Source organism: Streptomyces sp. NPDC020489, from assembly GCF_044386545.1.
Taxonomy (GTDB): domain Bacteria; phylum Actinomycetota; class Actinomycetes; order Streptomycetales; family Streptomycetaceae; genus Streptomyces.
The window spans coordinates 121,083-140,350 of record NZ_JBIRUZ010000004.1; the positions used below are offsets into that span (position 1 = coordinate 121,083).

Consider the following 19,268-nt stretch of genomic DNA (forward strand, 5'->3'; position numbering starts at 1 on the left):
AGTCCGCGCGGGGATCGAGACGGACCTGCGGATGGCTACAGGTCGAGGACGAGCCGCCCGCCCCGGCACCGGGACACACAGATCATCATCGTCTCCCCGGCCTCCCGCTCCTCGTCCGTGAGGACCGAGTCCCGGTGGTCCGGATCGCCCTCCAGGACATCGGTCTCGCAGGTCCCGCAGGTGCCCTCGGTGCAGGAGAACAGCACCTCGACACCGGCGGCGCGCACCGCGTCGAGCACGGTCACCTCGGGCGGGACCGTGACCGTACGGCCGCTGCGCGCCAACTCGACCTGGAACGCGGTGTCCTCGCCGGACACCTGCTCCTTGGGCGTGAACCGTTCCAGGTGCAGCAGCCCCGCCGGGCAGCGTGCCTCCACCGCGTCCAGCAGCGCGGCGGGCCCGCAGCAGTACACGAGCGTGCCCTCGGGGACGTCGTCCAGCACCGAGGCCAGGTCCAGCAGCCCCGTCTCGTCCTGGGGCGCGACCGTGACGCGGTCACCGTAGGCGCTCAACTCCCGTGTGAACGCCATGGAGTCGCGGGTGCGGCCGCCGTACAGCAGGGTCCACTGCGCGCCCCGGGCCTCCGCCTCGGCCAGCATCGGCAGGATCGGTGTGATGCCGATGCCGCCGGCGATGAACCGGTAGCGGGGCGCGGGCCGGAGGGCGAAGTGGTTGCGCGGTCCGCGCACCCGGACCTTGTCGCCCTGCCCCAACTGCTCGTGCACATGGGCGGATCCACCCCGCCCGGCCGGCTCCCGCAGCACGGCGATCCGCCAGGTGTCCCGGTCGGCCGGGTCGCCGCACAGCGAGTACTGCCGCTCCAGGCCGGGGCCGAGCACGACGTCGAGATGGGCGCCCGGCTCCCACGCGGGCAGCCGCTCGCCCAGCGGGTGGCGCAGGGTGAGGGCGAGCACCCCGTCGGCCACGGACTCCCGCCGCTCGACGACGAGTTCGGCTTCGTAGACCGTCATGAACTGCTTCCTCGCGGTTCGTGTCCCTGCGGATGGGCCAGCATCCACTCCCACATCTCGACCGGATCCTGCGAGGTGTGTTCGCGGCCGCAGTGGCAGGTGCCGTGCAGCACGTCCGTGCCCGGCAGCCAGTCGATGCGGTAGATCTCTCCTGTCCGGCCGTTCACCGGACCTTCTCCACGGGCTTCGCGCCCTCCTCGACCAGCCGGGCGAGGATGCGGCGGGCGGCCAGACCGCCGGTGTCGATGTTGATGCTCAGCTCCTGGTACCCCGTCCGTTCGGTACCGAGCGTCTTCTGGAGCAGGTTGAGCGCGTCGACGTCCTGCATGACGACGGTGTGGTTGTTCTTCCGCAGGAACTCGGTGACCTCGTCGTCCCCGGTCGCCCAGTCCCGCGAGACCATCCAGAAGTCGTACACCTTGCCGTCCGAGGAGGGGGTGATGGCGTACGTGACCTCGGTGTGGAAGCCGTTCGGGTCGCTGCCGTCCGCCTCGGGCACCACCCCGACCGGGGCGACGCGGCTGTGCAGCAGGTACAGGCACGGCGCGTGGTACTCGATGTCCTGCCAGCGGGTGATCCGGCCGGTGATCCCGGTGGACTTGGCGTAGAACGGCGGGCACTCGGCGTCGTCCATGTGCCGGCTCACCCGCACGATCCCCGCGCCCTCGTCGACCTCGGTGGTGATCGGCGTCTCGGCGACCTCGGGGGTGCCGATGTAGCCGCCGTGCAGATAGGTCTCGTGCGACAGGTCGAGCAGGTTGTCGACGAGCAGCCCGTAGTCGGCGTCGATGGGCTCCATGCCGCGCACGGTGACCCAGCCGGGGGAGTCCAGGTGCCGGGCTCGGGGGATGGTGCCGGTGTCGGCGAGGGCGGGGTCGCCGATCCACACCCAGATCAGGGAGTCCTGCTCGACGACCGGGTACGAGGCGACGCGCGCCGTGCGCGGCACGCGTTTCTGCCCCGGCACGTACACACAGGTGCCGGTCGTGTCGTAGGTGAACCCGTGGTACCCGCACACGATCCGGTCGCCGTCCAGCCGGCTCGGCTTCTCGTGCAGCGGGAACCTGCGGTGCACACACCGGTCGGCCAGCGCGACCGGTGTGCCCTCCTGCTCGGTCCGATAGAAGACGAGCGGTTCACCGAGGATGGTCCGGCCGAGCAACTCCTCGCGCCCCACCTCGTGGCTGTACGCGGCGACGTACCACTGGTTCCTGGCGAAAGCGGTCATGTGAGGCATGGGGCTGGCTCCCGTCTCTCTGTGATGGCGTCATCGTCGGGAAGCGCGTCAGGGAGGCGCAATAGCGCTTCCGCCTCACGGAAAGGTCGATTCAGATCTGCTGGTCAGAGGGGTGAGCGAGATGGGCGTAGCGGACCGCACGCTTGTTCGCCGTACCATCGATGCTGGCTGCCGGCGCAGATCAGGCCGGGGCCTTGAGTCCCATCAGCGAGCACAGTCGAGGAAACGGTGACAGACACCCACGGAGCACCCCGGTCCGGCCAGCTGTCGATCGACCGCACCAGCGTCGACGGCGTCCGGGTGGTCACCCTGCGCGGCGAGATCGACCACACCGTCAAGGACATGCTCAGCGAGGTCCTCCTGCCCGGCGAGGGGGCGGCGCCGCCGCGAACCGTGGCGGACCTCAGCGGTGTGTCCTTCATGGACTCCAGCGGCATCAACGTCTTCGTCGCCGCCCACCAGGCCGCGAGTGACGGTCAGGGGTGGCTGCGTATCGCCGCCGCCCAGGAGTCGGTGCTACGGCTCCTCGAGATCGTCGGCCTGGACGAGGTCATCGGCTGCCATCCCACCGTCGAGCAGGCCCTGACCGCCTGACGGGGACGTCCTCTCCGGGCGAATCAATATCTGTTCCCGAGGGATCAGTTTTTGAGTTGTCGTGCTGCGGGAGTTTTTGGCACGAAGAGCAGAGGGCGATTTTCTCACCCGCACGGGCCGCTCGGGCGTGCTAGTGTCTATCTCAGTTGCAGTTGTGGTTCCCAAAACTTCAAGTGCCCCCACCGGCTTCTGCCGGTCGGGAGCACTTTTGTATTTCCGGTCATTTCCGGGCGGGGTAATCAACGCAGCGACACGGCGTCCGCAGGGTGTGGACGCCGACGCACTGCCCCGAAGGAGATATGACATGGCTGCTGGTACCGTGAAGTGGTTCAACGCGGAAAAGGGCTTCGGCTTCATCGAGCAGGACGGTGGCGGCCCCGATGTGTTCGCCCACTACTCGAACATTGCCGCGCAGGGCTTCCGTGAGCTGCTCGAAGGCCAGAAGGTGACCTTCGACATCGCCCAGGGCCAGAAGGGCCCGACGGCCGAGAACATCGTTCCGGCCTGACGCTCACACGCAATCCGTAGCTGGGGCCCGCATCCTTCGGGGTGCGGGCCCCAGCTGCACGCGTATCCCGCGGCGGTTTTCACCCGCGGGACGCACCCGAGAAATCCGCGGTGCCACCGCAAGCGGTTCCTCCTTCAGGACACGAACGCATCCTGAAGTGCCGCACCGCAGTCGGCGCCCGGATCGCAAGATCTTCACCGCGTCACCCCATTCAGTACCTGTGCCCACGGAGATGCGTTCCCGGCCAGATCTGTTTTTTCCATCGGTCCATACTTGTAATTCTCCACGCCATTCATCGCGGCCAGAATTCCTTGGTATGTGCCACATCGAGGAAGGTTCCGCATGAACCGCACGTACACGAACGACCGCTCCGCCCGCTCCCGTGACGGCCGCGCCGACGCCGGAAGGGGCGGCGGCTACCGCTCGCAGGCACCGCGTCGTACCGGCGCGCCCGTCCGCTCCGGCGGTTACGGCCGTCGGCCCGCCGCCGTGCAGGGCGAGTTCGCGCTGCCCAAGACGATCACTCCCGCCCTGCCGGCCGTCGAGGCCTTCGCCGATCTCGACATGCCCGAGCAGCTGCTGGCCGAACTCGGCAGGCAGGGTGTGACCGCACCGTTCCCGATCCAGGGCGCGACGCTGCCGAACTCCCTGGCGGGTCGTGACGTCCTGGGCCGCGGCCGCACCGGGTCCGGCAAGACCCTGGCCTTCGGTCTCGCCCTGCTCGCCCGCACCGCCGGACAGCGTGCCGAGCCCCGCCAGCCGCTGGGGCTGATCCTCGTACCCACGCGCGAGCTGGCGCAGCAGGTGACCGACGCGCTGACCCCGTACGCCCGCTCCATGCGGTTGCGGCTGGCCACGGTGGTGGGCGGCATGTCCATCGGCCGGCAGGCCAGTGCGCTGCGCGGTGGCGCCGAGGTCGTCGTCGCGACGCCGGGCCGGCTCAAGGACCTCATCGACCGCGGCGAATGCCGGCTGAACCACGTGGGCATCACGGTGCTGGACGAGGCCGACCAGATGGCCGACATGGGCTTCATGCCCCAGGTCACCGCGCTGCTCGACCAGGTGCGCCCGGAGGGGCAGCGGATGCTGTTCTCCGCCACCCTGGACCGGAACGTCGACCTGCTGGTGCGCCGCTACCTGACCGACCCCGTCGTGCACTCCGTCGACCCCTCGGCCGGTGCGGTCACCACGATGGAGCACCACGTCTTGCACGTCCACGGCGCCGACAAGCACGCCGCCACGACCGAGATCGCCGCCCGCGACGGCCGCGTGATCATGTTCCTGGACACCAAGCACGCCGTCGACCGGCTGACCCAGGACCTCCTCAACAGCGGGGTGCGGGCCGCCGCGCTGCACGGCGGCAAGTCGCAGCCGCAGCGCACCCGCACGCTGGCGCAGTTCAAGACCGGGCACGTCACCGTGCTGGTGGCGACCAACGTCGCCGCGCGCGGCATCCACGTCGACAACCTCGACCTGGTCGTCAACGTCGACCCGCCGACCGACCACAAGGACTACCTCCACCGCGGCGGCCGTACCGCCCGCGCCGGCGAGTCCGGCAGCGTCGTCACCCTGGTCACGCCGAACCAGCGCCGAGGCATGGTCCGTCTGATGTCGGACGCCGGGATCCGGCCGCAGACCACCCAGGTCCGCTCGGGCGACGAGGCCCTGAGCCGGATCACCGGAGCCCAGGCGCCGTCCGGCATCCCCGTCGTCATCACCGCGCCGGTGGTCGAACGCCCCAAGCGAAGCGCCACGTCCCGAGGCCGCCGCCGCCCCGCCTCGGCGGCCAGGCGCACCTCCGCCCGCCAGACCGGCTTCGGCCCGGTGGCCTAGAACCGTCTGACCGGGTGAGCGGACGCCACCCGTAACCCGACTCCTCGTGTGGGCCCGACCGGTATGCCGGTCGGGCCCACAGTGCTTGGGCCGTCCGTGGACCGTGCGGGCAGCCGGCCGAGGCGGACTACCTCCTCTTGGAGCGCGCGGAAATCTATGCCCGCCACAGTAGACATTCGTCGGCGATGTGGTTATGGTTTCTCTCGTAGTCGAGATCTGACAGGGCCCGGCAGAGACGAACTGCCGGGCAGCAGTACGCAGTTGCAGTACGCAGGACGGTGCGGTGGTGGAGTTCCGGCGCCAGAGCGGTTGCAGGACGGCGACGGGACTGACGACCGGACCGGGTGGCCCGCAGTGATCAGGGGCCGCCAAGAGCAGTACCAGGCAAGTGAGGTTCGCAGTACCCCGCAGTTTCCGTAAGTGAGTTGATCAAGAGGAAGAACGGAGGAGCGGAACACCATCAGGATCGCCCGGGCGGACATCTTGGACCCGGGTACCGCAGGACATCGATAGTGAGGTGGTCTCCGGTCAAGCAACCGCGATCCCCGCGCCCCCGACGGCAACTCGGTCGGGTCCGCGGCAACACAGGGCCGGTGCAGTATCAGGGCCGGCAGATGGTGTAGTAGTTCCTTCGGGGCCCTGGCGGCAGTACGGCGTCAGGGCCCCTCCACGCGTTCCGCAGAGAGGTGCGATGACAGCAGACGACACATTCGGCCGTCTCGATGACGACGACTACCCCGCCTACACCATGGGCCGAGCCGCCGAACTGCTCGGCACCACCCAGGGCTTCCTCCGCGCCATCGGTGAAGCCCGCCTGATCACCCCGCTCCGCTCCGCGGGCGGACACCGCCGTTACTCCCGCTACCAGCTGCGCATCGCCGCCCGCGCCCGGGAACTCGTCGACCAGGGCACCCCCATCGAGGCCGCCTGCCGGATCGTCATCCTCGAGGACCAGCTCGCGGAAGCCCAGCGCCTCAACGACGAATACCGCCGTGCCGCCGAATCGGCGAACCCCACGGCAGCCTGAGACGAGCGTGCCCGTCAACGTCGGCGGGCACCGCACACACGATCCAGGTGTGTGGTGTGATCATTTTCTCTGGTGACGCGGCATGCGGGCGTGTAGCGTCTGCGTCAGCTGTCGTGGTTCGGAATTCCCTCTTGCCCACGCCTTTGGCGTGGGCGTTTTGCTGTGCTGTGCCGCAGGGACCAGGGCGACCACCTCCGTCTCCCGCATCGAGCGGGAGGCGTTCATCGACTGGAAGGCATGAGACATGGCTACGGGAACTGTGAAGTGGTTCAACGCGGAAAAGGGCTTCGGCTTCATCGCCCAGGACGGCGGCGGCCCGGACGTCTTCGCGCACTACTCCGCGATCAACTCCACCGGCTTTCGTGAGCTCCAGGAGGGCCAGGCCGTGACGTTCGACGTCACCCAGGGCCAGAAGGGCCCGCAGGCCGAGAACATCAACGTGGCCTGACCTCGCAGGTCTGCCCGAAAAAATCGCCCACGAGCGGCGGCCGTCCGGCCGCCGCTCGTGTGGTTTTTCCCGCTTTGCCGGACACGCCCGTGTGAAAGTCGGCTGCTCTGCGGGGTGTGACGCCCCGTGGGCAGGTAAGGAGGAAGGAGCGAAGGAAAGACGACAGCGGTCTTCAGCCGATCTGAGACAGAGGGGACCCCGTGTTCGAGGCGTACGACATCAGGGAATGGCGAGGCCACGACGTGGTCGACCACGAGGGACACAAGATCGGCGCCCTGGAGGCGATCTATGTCGACACGGCCACGGACCAGCCCGCCTTCGCGACGGTGACGATCGGCCTGCCGACCCGGCACCGCCTGGTGTTCGTCCCCCTGGGCGACGCGACGGTCGGTCCCGGCTATCTGAAGGTCGCCTACGACAAGAAGCAGGTCAAGGAAGCGCCCTCGATCGGCACGGACGGCGAACTGCTCGCGGAGGACGAGAAGACGGTGTTCGCGCACTACGCACTCGACTACCGGACCGGTGCGGGCGGCGAACGTCGCCTCGCCCGCCGCTGACGTCCCCGGACAACGCCCGCCGCTGACGCCCTCCACCCGAGGTGACACCCATGGCTCTCTTCCTCCTGCTGCTCCTCGTGGCCCTGGTGCTCGGCATCATCGGCGTGCTGGCGAATGGCCTGTTCTACCTGCTGGTCATCGGCGTGGTGATCGTGATCGCCGACCTGGTCCTCGTCGGCCTGCGCCTGGGCCGCCGCCGCAGGCGCCTCCCCCGATGACGCGCGCCGGGGACCATGGCTGACGTCGGCGATCGCCGACCCCGCTACGACGGCGTCCGCCTCAGCGGGACGGAATACCTCGCCTGACGGGTAGTCGTCCGGTCGTCACGGGCCGGGCGGGCCCTCGTAGCCTCCCGGCGGAGGGCCTCGGCGGCCGAGAGTCCGGCGGCCGAGGATCCGACGACGATCCGCCTCGCTGCTCGACCAGCCGGACGGGCCGCCCCGCGTGCGTGCCCCGCAGCAGGACCTGCCCTCGGGCCGGCGCGTCCCCCAACCCGGGTCGCCCACGCCGTCGTACGCAGGGTGACGAACCAGCGCCCCCGCAGGGCCGCATGGTCCGGGTGACACGTGATCGGAGCGGCACCGTCCGTACCGCCGACTTTCACATCGGCGCCACCGGACCCTTCCCTGACGTTTGGTGCCCTTGGAACACTCGCTGCGCGCGCACTCCGTCACGTTCCGGCCATCCGCATCCCTGGATGAGAGGCAGCACCCACCCATGCCCGAAGTCAACCGGCGCAGATTCCTCCAACTCGCGGGCGCCACCTCGGCGTTCACCGCGCTGTCGAGCAGCATCCAGCGGGCCGCCGCGCTCCCGGCCAACCACCGCACGGGGTCGATCGAGGACGTCGAGCACATCGTCGTGCTGATGCAGGAGAACCGCTCCTTCGACCACTACTTCGGCAAGCTCCGGGGCGTACGCGGGTTCGGCGACCCGCGTCCGGTCAAGCACGAGAACGGCAAGTCGATCTGGCACCAGTCGGACGGCACCAAGGACGTCCTGCCGTTCCACCCGACCGCCGACGACCTCGGCATGCAGTTCCTGGAGGGCCTGCCGCACGGCTGGACCGACGGCCAACAGGCCTACCACGGCGGCAAGTACGACCAGTGGGTGCCCGCCAAGGGCACCACGACGATGGCGTACCTGACCCGCGAGGACATCCCGTTCCACTACGCGCTCGCCGACGCCTTCACCGTCTGCGACGCCTACCACTGCTCGTTCATCGGCTCGACCGACCCCAACCGCTACTACATGTGGACGGGGTACACGGGCAACGACGGCACCGGCGGCGGCCCGGTCCTCGGCAACGACGAGGTCGGCTACGGCTGGACGACCTACCCGGAGCGTCTGGAGCAGGCCGGCGTCTCCTGGAAGATCTACCAGGACATCGGCGACGGCCTGGACGCGGCGGGCTCCTGGGGCTGGATCGCGGACCCCTACCGGGGCAACTACGGCGACAACTCCCTGCTGTACTTCGACAAATACCGTAACGCCCAGCCCGGCGACCCCTGGTACGACAAGGCCCGCACCGGCACCGACGTCAAGAACGGCGACGGCTACTTCGACCGGCTGCGCGCCGACGTCAAGGCCGGCAAGCTGCCGCAGATCTCCTGGATCGCCGCCCCCGAGGCCTTCTCCGAGCACTCCAACTGGCCCTCGAACTACGGTGCCTGGTACATCGCCCAGGTCCTGGACGCCCTCACCTCCAACCCCGAGGTCTGGTCCAGGACAGCCCTGTTCATCACCTACGACGAGAACGACGGCTTCTTCGACCACGTCGTGCCGCCGCTCGCGCCCACGTCCGCGGCGCGCGGCAAGTCGACCGTCGACGTCTCGCTCGACGTCTACCCGGGCGACAGCAGGCGCCCGGCGGGCCCCTACGGCCTCGGCCCGCGGGTGCCGATGCTGGTCGTCTCGCCGTGGAGCAAGGGCGGTTACGTCTGCTCCGAGACCCTCGACCACACCTCGATCCTGCGGTTCATGGAGCGCCGCTTCGGGGTGCGGGAGACCAACATCTCGCCCTGGCGCCGGGCCGTGTGCGGCGATCTGACCTCGGCCTTCGACTTCTCCCGCAAGGACAGCCGGCCCGCCGCGCTGCCGGGGACGGACGAGTACGAGCCGCAGGACCGCCAGCGGCACCCCGACTACCGGCCGACGCCGCCCGCCGACGCGGACATGCCCCGGCAGGAGCGCGGCCTGCGTCCGGCCCGCCCGCTCAAGTACGCCCCGCGCGTGGACGGTTCCGTCGACGCGGCGGCCGGCAAACTCACGCTGACGTTCGCCTCCGGCGCCAAGGCGGGCGCCGCCTTCCACGTGACCTCGGGCAACCGCACCGACGGCCCGTGGATGTACACCACCGAGGCCGGCAAGTCCGTCGCGGACACCTGGAACTCGGCGTACTCGGGCGGCTCGTACGACCTGACCGTGCACGGTCCGAACGGCTTCGTGCGCTCCTTCAAGGGCGCGAACAGGAAGGCCGGTCCCGAGGTCACCGCGCGGCACACCGGCGACGACGTGGAGCTGACCCTCACCAATTCCGGCACCGCCACCGTCCGGCTCAAGGTCGTGAACGGGTACGGCGGCCGGGCCCGCACCGTCACCGTGCGGCCCGGCGGCACGGTCCGCCACTGTGTCGACCTCGCCGCGAGCCGGCGCTGGTACGACCTGACCGTCACCGCCGACGGCGACCCGGCGTTCCTGCGGGGGTTCGCCGGGCACGTGGAGAACGGGCGCCCCGGGGTGAGCGACCCGGCGATCATCACCGAGTAGCCCGGCCTACAGCGGCGTGAGGTGTCCCGGCCCGGGCTGCCGGGGCATCCACGCCGGCTCGGACGAGGCGCGCGCCGGCTCCAGCGCGAGCACGGCGGCGACGGGGTGGTCGTGGTCGGCGGCCACCAGCACACGGTCCCGCGGCCGTTCCGCCGCGGCGGAGTCCTCGTACAGCTGACCCACGGCGACGACGTCGTCGTACCGCTGCTCCGCCGCCACCGCCACCACGTCCGGCGTCACCCGGCTCAGCAGCACCACACCCCAGGCCGACAGCGCGGCCCCGGCCAGCGCCAGCAGCACGCCCGCCGGGCCGCCCTGGAGGCCCTCGCCCAGCAGCGACAGCCCGATGACCGCGGCCGCCACCGGGTTCGCCAGGGTCACCACCGCGAGCGGGGCGCCGAGGCCCCCGCGGTAGGCGACCTGGGACAGCAGCAGACCGCTCGCCGCGAACGCCGCGACCAGCAGGGCGACTCCGACGACCTGCACGCTCAGCAGGGAGTGCGAGCGGTCGGTCGCGGCCACCGTCACGGTCTGGGTGAGCGCGGAGGCGACTCCGGAGGCGAGACCGGACGCGGAGGCGTGCCGCAGTCCGGGCCGGGTGCCGCGCCGGGCCAGCAGCCCGATCACCGCGGCCGTCACCCCGGCCACCGCCAGCGCCTCCGGCACGCTGAGCACGTCGTCGGGCGCGGCCCCGGACGCCGTGACGAGGATCGCGGCCAGCCCGATCAGGGTGTACGCCGTGCCCCGCCACTCCGTCGCGCTGACCCGCCGCCCCGCGACCCGCGCGCCCATGGGCACCGCGGCGACCAGGGTGAGCGCGCCGAGCGGCTGCACCACGGTCAGCGGACCGTACTTCAGGGCCACCACGTGCAGCAGCGCGGCGGCGGCGTTGAGCCCGACGGACCACCACCAGGCGCCCGAGCGCAGCAGCCGCAGCATCCCCGCACCGGAGTCGCGGGAGGCCAGGCGCTCCTGGGCGACGGCCGCGGCCGCGTAGGCGACGGCGGAGAACAGGGACAGGACGACCGCGAGGACGGTGGCGCTCATCGGTCCGCTCCGACCAGCACGTTCTTCTCCTCCGCGGTGTCCTCGACGAGGGGTTCCGGCTGCCGTGCGGCCCGGGTGGCGGTGCTGTCGGCGCGGTGCGGCGGGCGGAGCAGCGCGAGGGCGACGCCGAGCATGGCGGTGGCCACGATCGCGTCGAGCCAGTAGTGGTTCGCGGTCCCGACGATCACCATCAGGGTCACCAGCGGGTGCAGCAGCCACAGCCACCGCCAGCGGGTGCGGGTGGCCGCGATCAGGCCGACCGCCACCATCAGGGCCCAGCCGAAGTGCAGCGAGGGCATCGCCGCGAACTGGTTGGAGAGGTGGTCCGAGGACGGCGGTCCGTAGACCGACGGCCCGTACGCGCGCGCGGTGTCGACGAGCCCGGTGGCGGCCAGCATCCGCGGCGGGGCGAGCGGGAACACGAAGGGGAGCACCAGCGCCGCGGAGGTGACCGCGGCCAGGACCCGGCGGGCCCACACGTAGTGCGCCGGGCGGCGCAGGTAGAGCCAGACCAGGAAGGCCACGGTGGCGGGGAAGTGCACGGTCGCGTAGTAGGTGTTCGCGAGGCGCACGAGGGTGTCGCCGTGCAGCAGCACCGTCTGCACGGCGCCCTCGCCGGGCAGCCGGAGGAGGCGCTCCAGGTCCCAGACGTGGTGCGCGTTGCGGAACGCCTCGCCGGTGTGGCCGGTCGCCAGCTGACGGCCGAGCTTGTAGACGAGGAAAAGTCCTACGACGAGCAGGAGCTCACGGACGAGCGGAGGCCGCGCTGACGCGCGGGTCTCCGCTTCGGAAGGCTCGGTGCGGGCATTCATCCCCCGGCCCCTTCGCTGACGGTGGTGCGGGCTGAGCTGGTGACTCGTCGGGTGCGGCGAACTCATCGCTCTCATCGATACGGGTGCGTACCGATACGATAGTGTACCGATACGGCCGTGTACCGGTACACTCGCGTATCGATAGAGATACGCCACACTGGAAGCGGTCCCTCATCACCTTGTATGAAGTCGCTCAAGGCCCACTCGAACGAGGAGAAGAGCTGATGACGTCGCAGGCAGCGGACGGACCGGAGACGGTCACCGCCTCGCGCCGCTCCAAGATCACGCCCGAGCGTGAGCAGGAGTTCTACGACGCCGTGCTCCAACAGATCCGCGAGTGCGGATACGAAGCCGTGACCATGGAGGGCATCGCCGCCAGCACCCGGTGCAGCAAGTCCACGCTCTACCGACAGTGGAAGACCAAGCCCCAGTTCGTGGTGGCCGCGCTGCGCTCCCGTCGCCTGTCGAAGTTCGACGGCATCGATACAGGAACGCTCGCGGAGGACTTGCGAGAGGTGGCGCGGGCCGCGGGCCGCTGGTCGAATAACGACACCAAGCTCCTCCAGGCCCTCGGACACGCCGTCACGCAGGACCCGGAGCTGGCGCAGGCACTGCGGGAGGCGCTCGTCGACCCGGAGATCGCGTCGCTGAAGGAGATCCTCCAGCGCGGGGTCGACCGGGGCGAGGTCGCCGCCGGGAATCCGGCGCTGGAATACATCCCGGCCCAGATGTTCGGCGTGATCCGGGCGCGGCCCATCCTGGACGGGGAGTACGCCGACCCGAACTATCTGGTCTGTTTCGTGGAGGCCGCGGTGCTCCCCGCACTGGGGCTCACCTGAGACCCAGGCCGCCGTCCACGGGATGACTGGACGGTGACCTGCTCGCGCCGCACCGTGGGGACGGGGGCGGCGCGCACCCCCCGGCCGGGTGGGGTTCCTCTTGAGCGGAGAGGTGCCCCACCCGGCCGACTGCCGTCCTCGGGGCCGTCAGACGTCCTGGCCGCTGCCGCCGCCCTTCGCCACCTTGATCCCCTTGGTGATCTCGTCGATCACGTCCTGCTTCTCCCCGACGTCGACGCCGAAGCGCACCACGACGATCTGCCCCGTGTTCGCGGGGGAGGGGAAGGCCAGTGACTCGACATAGCCGTCGGCGCCCTTGCTGGTGACCGCCTTCCAGCGGACCAGGTAGCCCTTCTGCCCGGCGACGGTCACCGCCTTGGACTCCAGCACCTCGTGCGAGGTGATGGCCCCGTAGGTCTTGCCGCCGTAGGACTGCTCGGCGTTGGCCTTGATGTCGGCCTTGGCGACCTGCTCGGCCGTCGTGCCCGAGGTGCCCAGCAGCATCGCGGGCGCCGAGTAGGCGCCGCCCTTGGTGCAGGTCTGGGCGGTGTCGCCAGGGCACTGGTAGGAGTCCTCGGAGGTGACCGAGGCGCCGGCCTGGATCTGCTGGCCGTACCAGTCGTCCGGGATCGGGATGCTGATCCCGCTGACCGCGTCGGTCACCGAGCCGCTCTCGATCTTCGGCGCCTCGGACTGCTCGGGCGAGGGCGAGGCCCCACCGGAGCCACCAGAACCACCGGAGCCACCGGAACCGCCCGGGCCCCCGGAACCACCGTTCCCGCCGGGCCCGCCCTGGCCGCCCGTGGAGCCGCCGGGGCCGCCCGGCCCCTGCTGTGAGGTCGCGGTGCCGCCGGAGTCGTCCCGGGCCAGCGCCCACACGCCCACACCGATGCTCGCCAGGACCGCCGCGGCCACTGCCACGGCTATGCCCGTGCGCAGACCGCGCCGCCCGCCGGCCGGCGGCTGACCGGGATGGGCCGGGTAGGCCGGGTAGGCCGGGTGCGCGGGATACGCGCCCGCCGCGGGGCCCTGCGCCGGGGGACCCCATGCGGCGGCCGACCCCACGGGGCGCGTCTGGTCGGTCCATGCCTTGCCGTCCCACCAGCGCTCGGTGGCGGGACCGTCACTTGTCTGTCCGGGATCGGGGTACCACCCGGGAGGAGTCGCCTGCGTCATGCCACCACCGTATGAGGCGTGGGTGAAAGGCGGATGAGAGGGCCGGAGCGCATTTCCGCTCACTCCAGGACGAGTCGCACCGGGCGTGTGGTCGCGGGCGGTGGTAGACGCAGTCCGTCCCGTCCGGGGGTCAGCGAACCCAGCACGCGCGCGTGCCGGGCGCCGGTGCTCGCGGGTACGGTCCCGGGCAGGCCGTGCGCGGTGAGGAACCCCAGAACGGCGAAGGCGTACGCCTCCTTCGCGGCCGAGGGCAGCCCCAGCTCGTCGGAGGTCCGCAGCGTGATGTCCGCCAGCCGCTCGGCCAGCAGACCCATCAGCGTCGGATTGCGGGTCCCGCCGCCCGAGGCGATCACCTCCGTCGCCCCGACCGCCCGCACCGCGTCGGCGACCGTCCGGGCGGTGAGCGCGGTCAGTGTGGCGACGACGTCCTCGGCCGCCAGCGTCCCGAGCCCGGCCAGGGCGTCCCGCAGATGCCCGAGGTGGAAGAGCTCCTTGCCGGTCGTCTTGGGCGGCGCCAGCGCGTAGTACGGGTCGGCGAGCAGCCGCTCCAGCAGCACCTCGCGCACCGCCCCGCGAGCGGCCAGCGCCCCGTCGGCGTCGCAGGACAGGCGTCCGCCGCTGAAACCCCGGGCCGCCGCGTCGATCAGCGCGCACCCCGGGCCGGTGTCGAAGGCGGTGCCGTCGGGGGCGGTGAGGTTGGCGATGCCGCCGAGGTTGAGGGCGACCGGTCTGCCCGGGCGGCCGCGCAGCCACAGCAGGTCGACCAGGCTGACCAGCGGCGCGCCCTGGCCGCCGGCGGCGATGTCCCGCGGTCGGAAGTCGGCGACCACGGGCAGTCCGGTCGCCTCGGCGATCCAGGCGGGCTGCCCGATCTGGAGGGTGCCGTGCACCCGGCCGTCAGCGGCCCAGTGGTACACGGTCTGGCCGTGCGAGGCGACCAACTCGGCTCGCCCCGCGCACAGTTCGCGATTGGCCCGGACGGCCGCCGCCGCGAAGGCCTGTCCGACGAGGGTGTCCAGCCGGCACACCTCGGCCAGGGTCGTCGTCCCCGGCGGAAGCGCCGCCCCCAACGCCTCGCGCAGCGCCTCGTCGTACGGCGCGCTCACCATCCCCAGCGGTCTCAGCACCAGGCCGTCGCCGACGAGCTCCAGCTCCGCAGCCGCCGCGTCGATGGCGTCGTACGACGTGCCGGACATCAGGCCGATCACCCGCATCCGCTCAACCCGCTTTCCTCGAAGGGGACTTCGCGAGGGCCAGTACGCTCACCGCACAGGTCGCCGCCGCGTAGTACCCGGGGATGTCCACGTTCCCGGTCCGCTCCACCGTCTTGGTGATGATGAGCCCGGCGCACCCCGAGAACACCGCATTGGACAGCGCGTAGGCGAGTCCCAGACCGGTGTAGCGCACGTTCGTCGGGAACAGCTCCGCCAGCATCGCGGGCCCCGGCCCCGCCATCAGCCCCACCACGCCGCCCGCCGCGCACACGGCGACACCCTTCACGGTGGTCGACGTCCCGGAGTCCTGGAGGAGGTTGAGCAGCGGGACCGAGAAGACCGCGACGAGCAGCGCCCCCGTCAGCATCACCGGGATGCGGCCCACCCGGTCGCTCAGCAGCCCCGCCGGCAGGATGGTCGCCGCGAAGCCCAGGTTGGCCAGCACCGTGGCGGTCAGCGCCTGCTGGAAGGACGCGTCGAGGGTGCTCTGGAGATAGGACGGCAGCACCACCAGGAAGGTGTACCCGGCCGCCGCCCAGCCCATGATCCGCCCCGCGCCCAGCGCGACGGCCCCCACCACTCGGCGCGCGGGCGGCCGTTCGGCCTCGTGGTCCTGGCGGAACGCCGGCGTCTCGTCCAGTCGCAGCCTCAGCCACAACGCCCCGAGCCCCAGCGGCAGCGTCAGCAGGAACGGCAACCGCCAGCCCCAGTCGCCCAGTTGCTCCGCGCTCAGCACGGTGGCCAGGAGCGCCGCGGCACCCGCCCCGGCCAGCAGCCCCAGGGCCACGGTGAACGACTGCCACGAGCCGTACAGACCTCGTCGCCCCGGCGGCGCGAACTCCGTCATCACCGACACCGCCCCGCCGAACTCCCCGCCCGCGGACAGCCCCTGAAGAACCCGCAGGAAGGTGAGCAACCAGGGTGCCAGGGCGCCCACCTGCGCGTACGTGGGCAGCGCGCCGATGAGCGTCGTCGCGCCCGTCATCAGGGCGATCACCAGGATCAGCACCGGCCGCCGTCCGATCCGGTCCGCGAGCCGGCCGAACAGGGCCGCGCCGACCGGCCGGAAGAAGAACGCCAGCGCGAACGAGGCGTACGTCCTGACCAGCGCCTCGGCCGAGCTGCCCCCCTCCGGGGTGAAGAAGCGAGCCGCGATGATCGTGGCGAAATAGCCGTAGACGCCGAACTCGTACCACTCGATGAAGTTGCCCACCGACCCCGCGACCAGCGCGCGACGGGACCGGTCGGCCTTCCGATCTTTGAGAATGCCTACCTCCCAAGCTTTTTGACCATCGGTCAGACGACAGGACGGGGCAGGTCACGGGCCGGGTGCGTCGCCCCCGCGAAGGCGCTGTCACCCGCCACGGCAACAGGTGCCCGGACCGCCCTCCACACAGGCAATCGGACGGCTACGCTCGAGGTCTGTACGTCGTTCGGGCGACTTGGGGAGGTACGGGATGACGGAGGCACGGCCCACGCAGGCCGCCTCGGCCTCCCTGTGGGAGCGCGAGGGGGAGGTCGCCGCCGTCGAGCAGGCGATCGACGCGCTCTGCGCGGACAGCTCGTCCTCGGGCAGTGTGCTGGTCTTCCGGGGCGAGGCGGGACTCGGCAAGACCGCGCTGCTCACCGAGACCCGCCGGATCGCCGAGGCCCGCGGCTGCGCCGTCTGGTCGGCCCGCGGCGGCGAGACCCTCAGGTCCGTCCCCTTCAACGTGGTGCGCCAGCTCCTTCAGCCCGCCCTGCTGAACCTGATGCCGGAGGAGGCACGCGAGTACCTGGGCGACTGGTACGACATCGCGGGCCCCGCCCTCGGCATGACCGAGCCCGGTGAGCGCCAGGCCGACCCGCAGGGCGTGTGCGACGGTCTGGTGGCCGCCGTACGGCGCCTCGCCCGCCGCGACTGGCCGCTCGTGCTCGTCATCGACGACGCCCACTGGGCCGACCAGGAGACCCTGCGCTGGCTCGCCGCGTTCACCGAGCGTCTCGACGACCTGTCCGTGCTGGTCGTCGTCGCCCGCCGCCCGGGAGACGTCAACGGCGAGAGCGCCCGCCTCCTCGACGCCGTCGCCGCCACCGCCTCCGGCCCCGTCGCCACGCTCAGCGCCCTCACCCCGGACGCCACCGCCGGCCTCACCCGCGCCACCCTGGGCGCCCACGCCGACGCCCCGTTCTGCCGCGAGGTGTGGGCCGTCACCGGCGGCAACCCGTACGAGACCGTCGAACTCCTCGCCAAGGTCCAGGACAGCGAGCTCGAACCCGTCGAGGCCCAGGCACCCGAACTGCGCGCTCTGAACCGCTCCGCCCGCGGCGGCGGCCTCGTCGCCCGCCTGGAGGGGCTCGGTATCGAGGCCACCCGGTTCGCCTGGGCAGCCGCCATCCTCGGCACCGGCATCTCCGTCGACCTGGTCGCACAACTCGCCACCATGGGCCGTGAGGACGCCGTCCGCTGCGCCGAACTGCTGCGTACCGCCCGCATCCTGACCGAACCCGACCCGGCTGCCGCACCGGCCGGCGACGGCGACCTGGAGTTCGTGCACCCGCTCATCGCGACCGCCGTCTACAACTCCATCCCGCCCGCCCTGTGCACCGCGATGCACGGCATCGCCGCCCGGGTCGTCGCCGACTCCGGACTCGGCGCCGCCATGGCCTCCCGCCACCTGCTCCAAGTGCACCCGGACGACGACGAGGAACTCGTCGAGCAGCTGCGCGAGGCCGCCCGCGAACACCTCGCCGTCGGCGCCCCCGACGCGGCCCGCCGCTGTCTGGAACGGGCCCTGAAGGAACCTCCCGTGCCCGAGAGCCACGCGCGCGTGCTGTACGAGCTGGGCTGCGTCACCCTGCTGACCGCCCCCGCCACCACCGTCGAACACCTCCAGTCCGCGCTCGCCATGCCCGGCCTGGACGGTGCCGAACGCGTCGACGCGGTCTTCCGCCTCTCCCAGGCACTCATCCACAACGACCAGTTGGAGGACGCCGTCCGCACGGTCGAGGCGGAGGCCGCCCGGCTCGAACCAGGCCCCGCCCAACTGCGGCTCCAGGCCGTGCAGTACATGTGGGAGGGCATCCACGCGGGCGAGACGGGCTCCCCGGACCGCTCCGAGCGGCTCGCCGAACTCGCCGCGACCTGCACCGGCCGCGACAACTCCGAACGGGCCCTGCTCATCCTGCGCGGCTTCGACGCGATGACCCACGGCGAGAACGCGGAAGTCGTCGTCGAACTGTGCGACCGGGCCCTCGTCAACGGCCGCCTGGCCCCCGGACTCGGCTGGACCGACACCGAGTGGGGCCTGGAGATCCTCATGATGCTCGCCAGCTCCTACACCTACACCGACCGGCTCGACCGCGCCGAGAGCATGTTCACCGAAGCCCTGCGCACCTACGAGTCGGCCGGCTGGAGCGGCGGTCAGCTGGCGCTGGCCCACGCCTTCCTCGGGTTCTCGCACCGGCGGCGCGGCCGTCTCAGGGAGGCCGAGTCCACGCTGCGCGAATCGCTGCGCATCGCCGAGCGCGTGGGCCGCGGACTGCCCCTGTACTGGTCGGCGACCTGCAACCTGGTTGACACGCTGCTCGCCCGCGGCCATGTCGAGCGGGCCTGGGAGGTCGCCGAGCAGTACGGCTTCGCGCCGCCCTACCCGTCCACCATCGTGCTGCCCGACCCGCGCTCCGTCCGCGGCCGCCTGCTGCTGGCGGTCGGCCGCACCCAGGAGGCGATCAACGAACTGGAGGCCGCCGAGAAGGCGGCGACCGCCCGCGGCCACCACAACCCGGTGATGGTCCCCTGGGCGCTCGACCTCGCCCGCGCCCTCGCCACCGAAGACCCGAGCCGCGCGGCCCGGCTGGTCTCCGACGCCCGCCGCCGCGCCGAGCGCTTCGGCACCGACACCGCGATCGGCGAGGCGCTGCGCTGTGCCGCCGCGCTGGAGACCGGCCAGCGCGCGGTGCGGCTGCTGTCCCAGGCGGTCACCTATCTGGAGGCGTCACCCTGTCAGTACGAACACGCGGCCGCCCGCGTGGAGTACGGCATCGCCGCCCGCTCGGTCGCCGAGATCAACCGTGGCCTGGCACTGGCGCGTTCCTGCGGAGCGGACGGGCTGGTCAACCAGGCGCGCGAGGTGCTGGAGACCGGACGGGGCCTGCGCTAGCGCGTCGCCGGCCGATCGACGACCGCCGACGGCCGCTCCTGTACGCCCTGGCCGCCGACGGCACCTGTGGTGCGCCCCCGGCACCCTGACCGGC

18 protein-coding genes are annotated in these 19,268 nt (G+C 71.5%); 10 read left to right on the plus strand and 8 right to left on the minus strand.

Annotation, left to right across the window (positions count from 1 at the left end):
• Positions 1-35: 35 nt before the first annotated feature.
• From ACH41F_RS10960 to ACH41F_RS10970, 3 genes are read right to left on the minus strand one after another with little or no spacing between them, the layout of a single operon-like run.
• Positions 36-971, minus strand: a complete 936-nt coding sequence (locus ACH41F_RS10960; protein WP_391235342.1) for a 2Fe-2S iron-sulfur cluster-binding protein — start codon at positions 969-971, stop codon at positions 36-38.
• On the minus strand, positions 968-1,138 hold the full coding sequence (locus tag ACH41F_RS10965; RefSeq protein ID WP_391235338.1) for a hypothetical protein: 171 nt from the start codon (positions 1,136-1,138) through the stop codon (positions 968-970). Before ACH41F_RS10965 ends, ACH41F_RS10960 begins: the two co-directional genes overlap by 4 nt.
• Entirely contained in the window at positions 1,135-2,208 is a 1,074-nt protein-coding gene (locus ACH41F_RS10970; protein ID WP_398834407.1) for a Rieske 2Fe-2S domain-containing protein, read from the minus strand. The genes ACH41F_RS10965 and ACH41F_RS10970 overlap by 4 nt, the downstream gene beginning before the upstream one ends.
• 228 nt (positions 2,209-2,436) lie before the next feature.
• On the opposite strand from ACH41F_RS10970, the gene ACH41F_RS10975 reads away from it, so the two are divergent.
• The 8 genes from ACH41F_RS10975 (at position 2,437) to ACH41F_RS11010 (ending at position 9,944) form a co-directional block, all read left to right on the plus strand.
• Entirely contained in the window at positions 2,437-2,802 is a 366-nt protein-coding gene (locus ACH41F_RS10975; RefSeq protein WP_391235332.1) for an anti-sigma factor antagonist, read from the plus strand.
• Positions 2,803-3,106: 304 nt separating this feature from the next.
• The gene (locus tag ACH41F_RS10980; protein ID WP_045556499.1) at positions 3,107-3,310 is read left to right on the plus strand and encodes a cold-shock protein; all 204 of its coding nucleotides are present in this window, start codon (positions 3,107-3,109) and stop codon (positions 3,308-3,310) included.
• A gap of 342 nt (positions 3,311-3,652) precedes the next feature.
• Positions 3,653-5,143: a DEAD/DEAH box helicase gene (locus ACH41F_RS10985; protein ID WP_391235328.1), complete on the plus strand. Its 1,491-nt coding sequence runs from the start codon at positions 3,653-3,655 to the stop codon at positions 5,141-5,143.
• A 691-nt stretch (positions 5,144-5,834) separates the two neighbouring features.
• On the plus strand, positions 5,835-6,170 hold the full coding sequence (locus ACH41F_RS10990) for a MerR family transcriptional regulator (RefSeq protein WP_391235325.1): 336 nt from the start codon (positions 5,835-5,837) through the stop codon (positions 6,168-6,170).
• Positions 6,171-6,414: 244 nt separating this feature from the next.
• A complete protein-coding gene (locus tag ACH41F_RS10995; protein WP_031104458.1) occupies positions 6,415-6,618 on the plus strand; it encodes a cold-shock protein in 204 nt (67 codons plus the stop codon).
• 200 nt (positions 6,619-6,818) lie between these two features.
• On the plus strand, positions 6,819-7,175 hold the full coding sequence (locus ACH41F_RS11000) for a PRC-barrel domain-containing protein (RefSeq protein ID WP_391235319.1): 357 nt from the start codon (positions 6,819-6,821) through the stop codon (positions 7,173-7,175).
• A gap of 50 nt (positions 7,176-7,225) precedes the next feature.
• Positions 7,226-7,393 carry a hypothetical protein gene (locus ACH41F_RS11005; protein ID WP_398834411.1) on the plus strand — a complete coding sequence of 56 codons (168 nt, stop codon included), beginning with the start codon at positions 7,226-7,228 and terminating at the stop codon, positions 7,391-7,393.
• 499 nt (positions 7,394-7,892) lie between these two features.
• Complete coding sequence (locus ACH41F_RS11010; RefSeq protein ID WP_391235315.1) at positions 7,893-9,944, plus strand: phosphocholine-specific phospholipase C; 2,052 nt, start codon at positions 7,893-7,895, stop codon at positions 9,942-9,944.
• A gap of 6 nt (positions 9,945-9,950) precedes the next feature.
• Here ACH41F_RS11010 and ACH41F_RS11015 read toward each other — a convergent pair whose 3' ends face one another.
• Together ACH41F_RS11015 and ACH41F_RS11020 are read right to left on the minus strand one after the other, a co-directional pair.
• Entirely contained in the window at positions 9,951-10,991 is a 1,041-nt protein-coding gene (locus tag ACH41F_RS11015) for a hypothetical protein (RefSeq protein WP_391235313.1), read from the minus strand.
• The gene (locus ACH41F_RS11020) at positions 10,988-11,803 is read right to left on the minus strand and encodes a phosphatase PAP2 family protein (protein ID WP_391235311.1); all 816 of its coding nucleotides are present in this window, start codon (positions 11,801-11,803) and stop codon (positions 10,988-10,990) included. Before ACH41F_RS11020 ends, ACH41F_RS11015 begins: the two co-directional genes overlap by 4 nt.
• A gap of 224 nt (positions 11,804-12,027) precedes the next feature.
• Between ACH41F_RS11020 and ACH41F_RS11025 the strand changes: the two genes are divergently transcribed.
• Positions 12,028-12,642, plus strand: a complete 615-nt coding sequence (locus tag ACH41F_RS11025) for a TetR/AcrR family transcriptional regulator C-terminal ligand-binding domain-containing protein (RefSeq protein WP_391235309.1) — start codon at positions 12,028-12,030, stop codon at positions 12,640-12,642.
• A gap of 147 nt (positions 12,643-12,789) precedes the next feature.
• Here ACH41F_RS11025 and ACH41F_RS11030 read toward each other — a convergent pair whose 3' ends face one another.
• The 3 genes from ACH41F_RS11030 to ACH41F_RS11040 are packed head-to-tail and all read right to left on the minus strand — an operon-like array spanning position 12,790 to position 16,245.
• Positions 12,790-13,818 carry a DUF2510 domain-containing protein gene (locus ACH41F_RS11030; RefSeq protein ID WP_398834415.1) on the minus strand — a complete coding sequence of 343 codons (1,029 nt, stop codon included), beginning with the start codon at positions 13,816-13,818 and terminating at the stop codon, positions 12,790-12,792.
• 59 nt (positions 13,819-13,877) lie between these two features.
• Positions 13,878-15,032, minus strand: a complete 1,155-nt coding sequence (locus tag ACH41F_RS11035) for an anhydro-N-acetylmuramic acid kinase (protein ID WP_398834417.1) — start codon at positions 15,030-15,032, stop codon at positions 13,878-13,880.
• A 4-nt stretch (positions 15,033-15,036) separates the two neighbouring features.
• Positions 15,037-16,245: an MFS transporter gene (locus tag ACH41F_RS11040; protein ID WP_398834419.1), complete on the minus strand. Its 1,209-nt coding sequence runs from the start codon at positions 16,243-16,245 to the stop codon at positions 15,037-15,039.
• A 244-nt stretch (positions 16,246-16,489) separates the two neighbouring features.
• On the opposite strand from ACH41F_RS11040, the gene ACH41F_RS11045 reads away from it, so the two are divergent.
• The gene (locus ACH41F_RS11045; protein ID WP_391235301.1) at positions 16,490-19,174 is read left to right on the plus strand and encodes an AAA family ATPase; all 2,685 of its coding nucleotides are present in this window, start codon (positions 16,490-16,492) and stop codon (positions 19,172-19,174) included.
• The last annotated feature ends 94 nt before the right edge of the window (positions 19,175-19,268 follow it).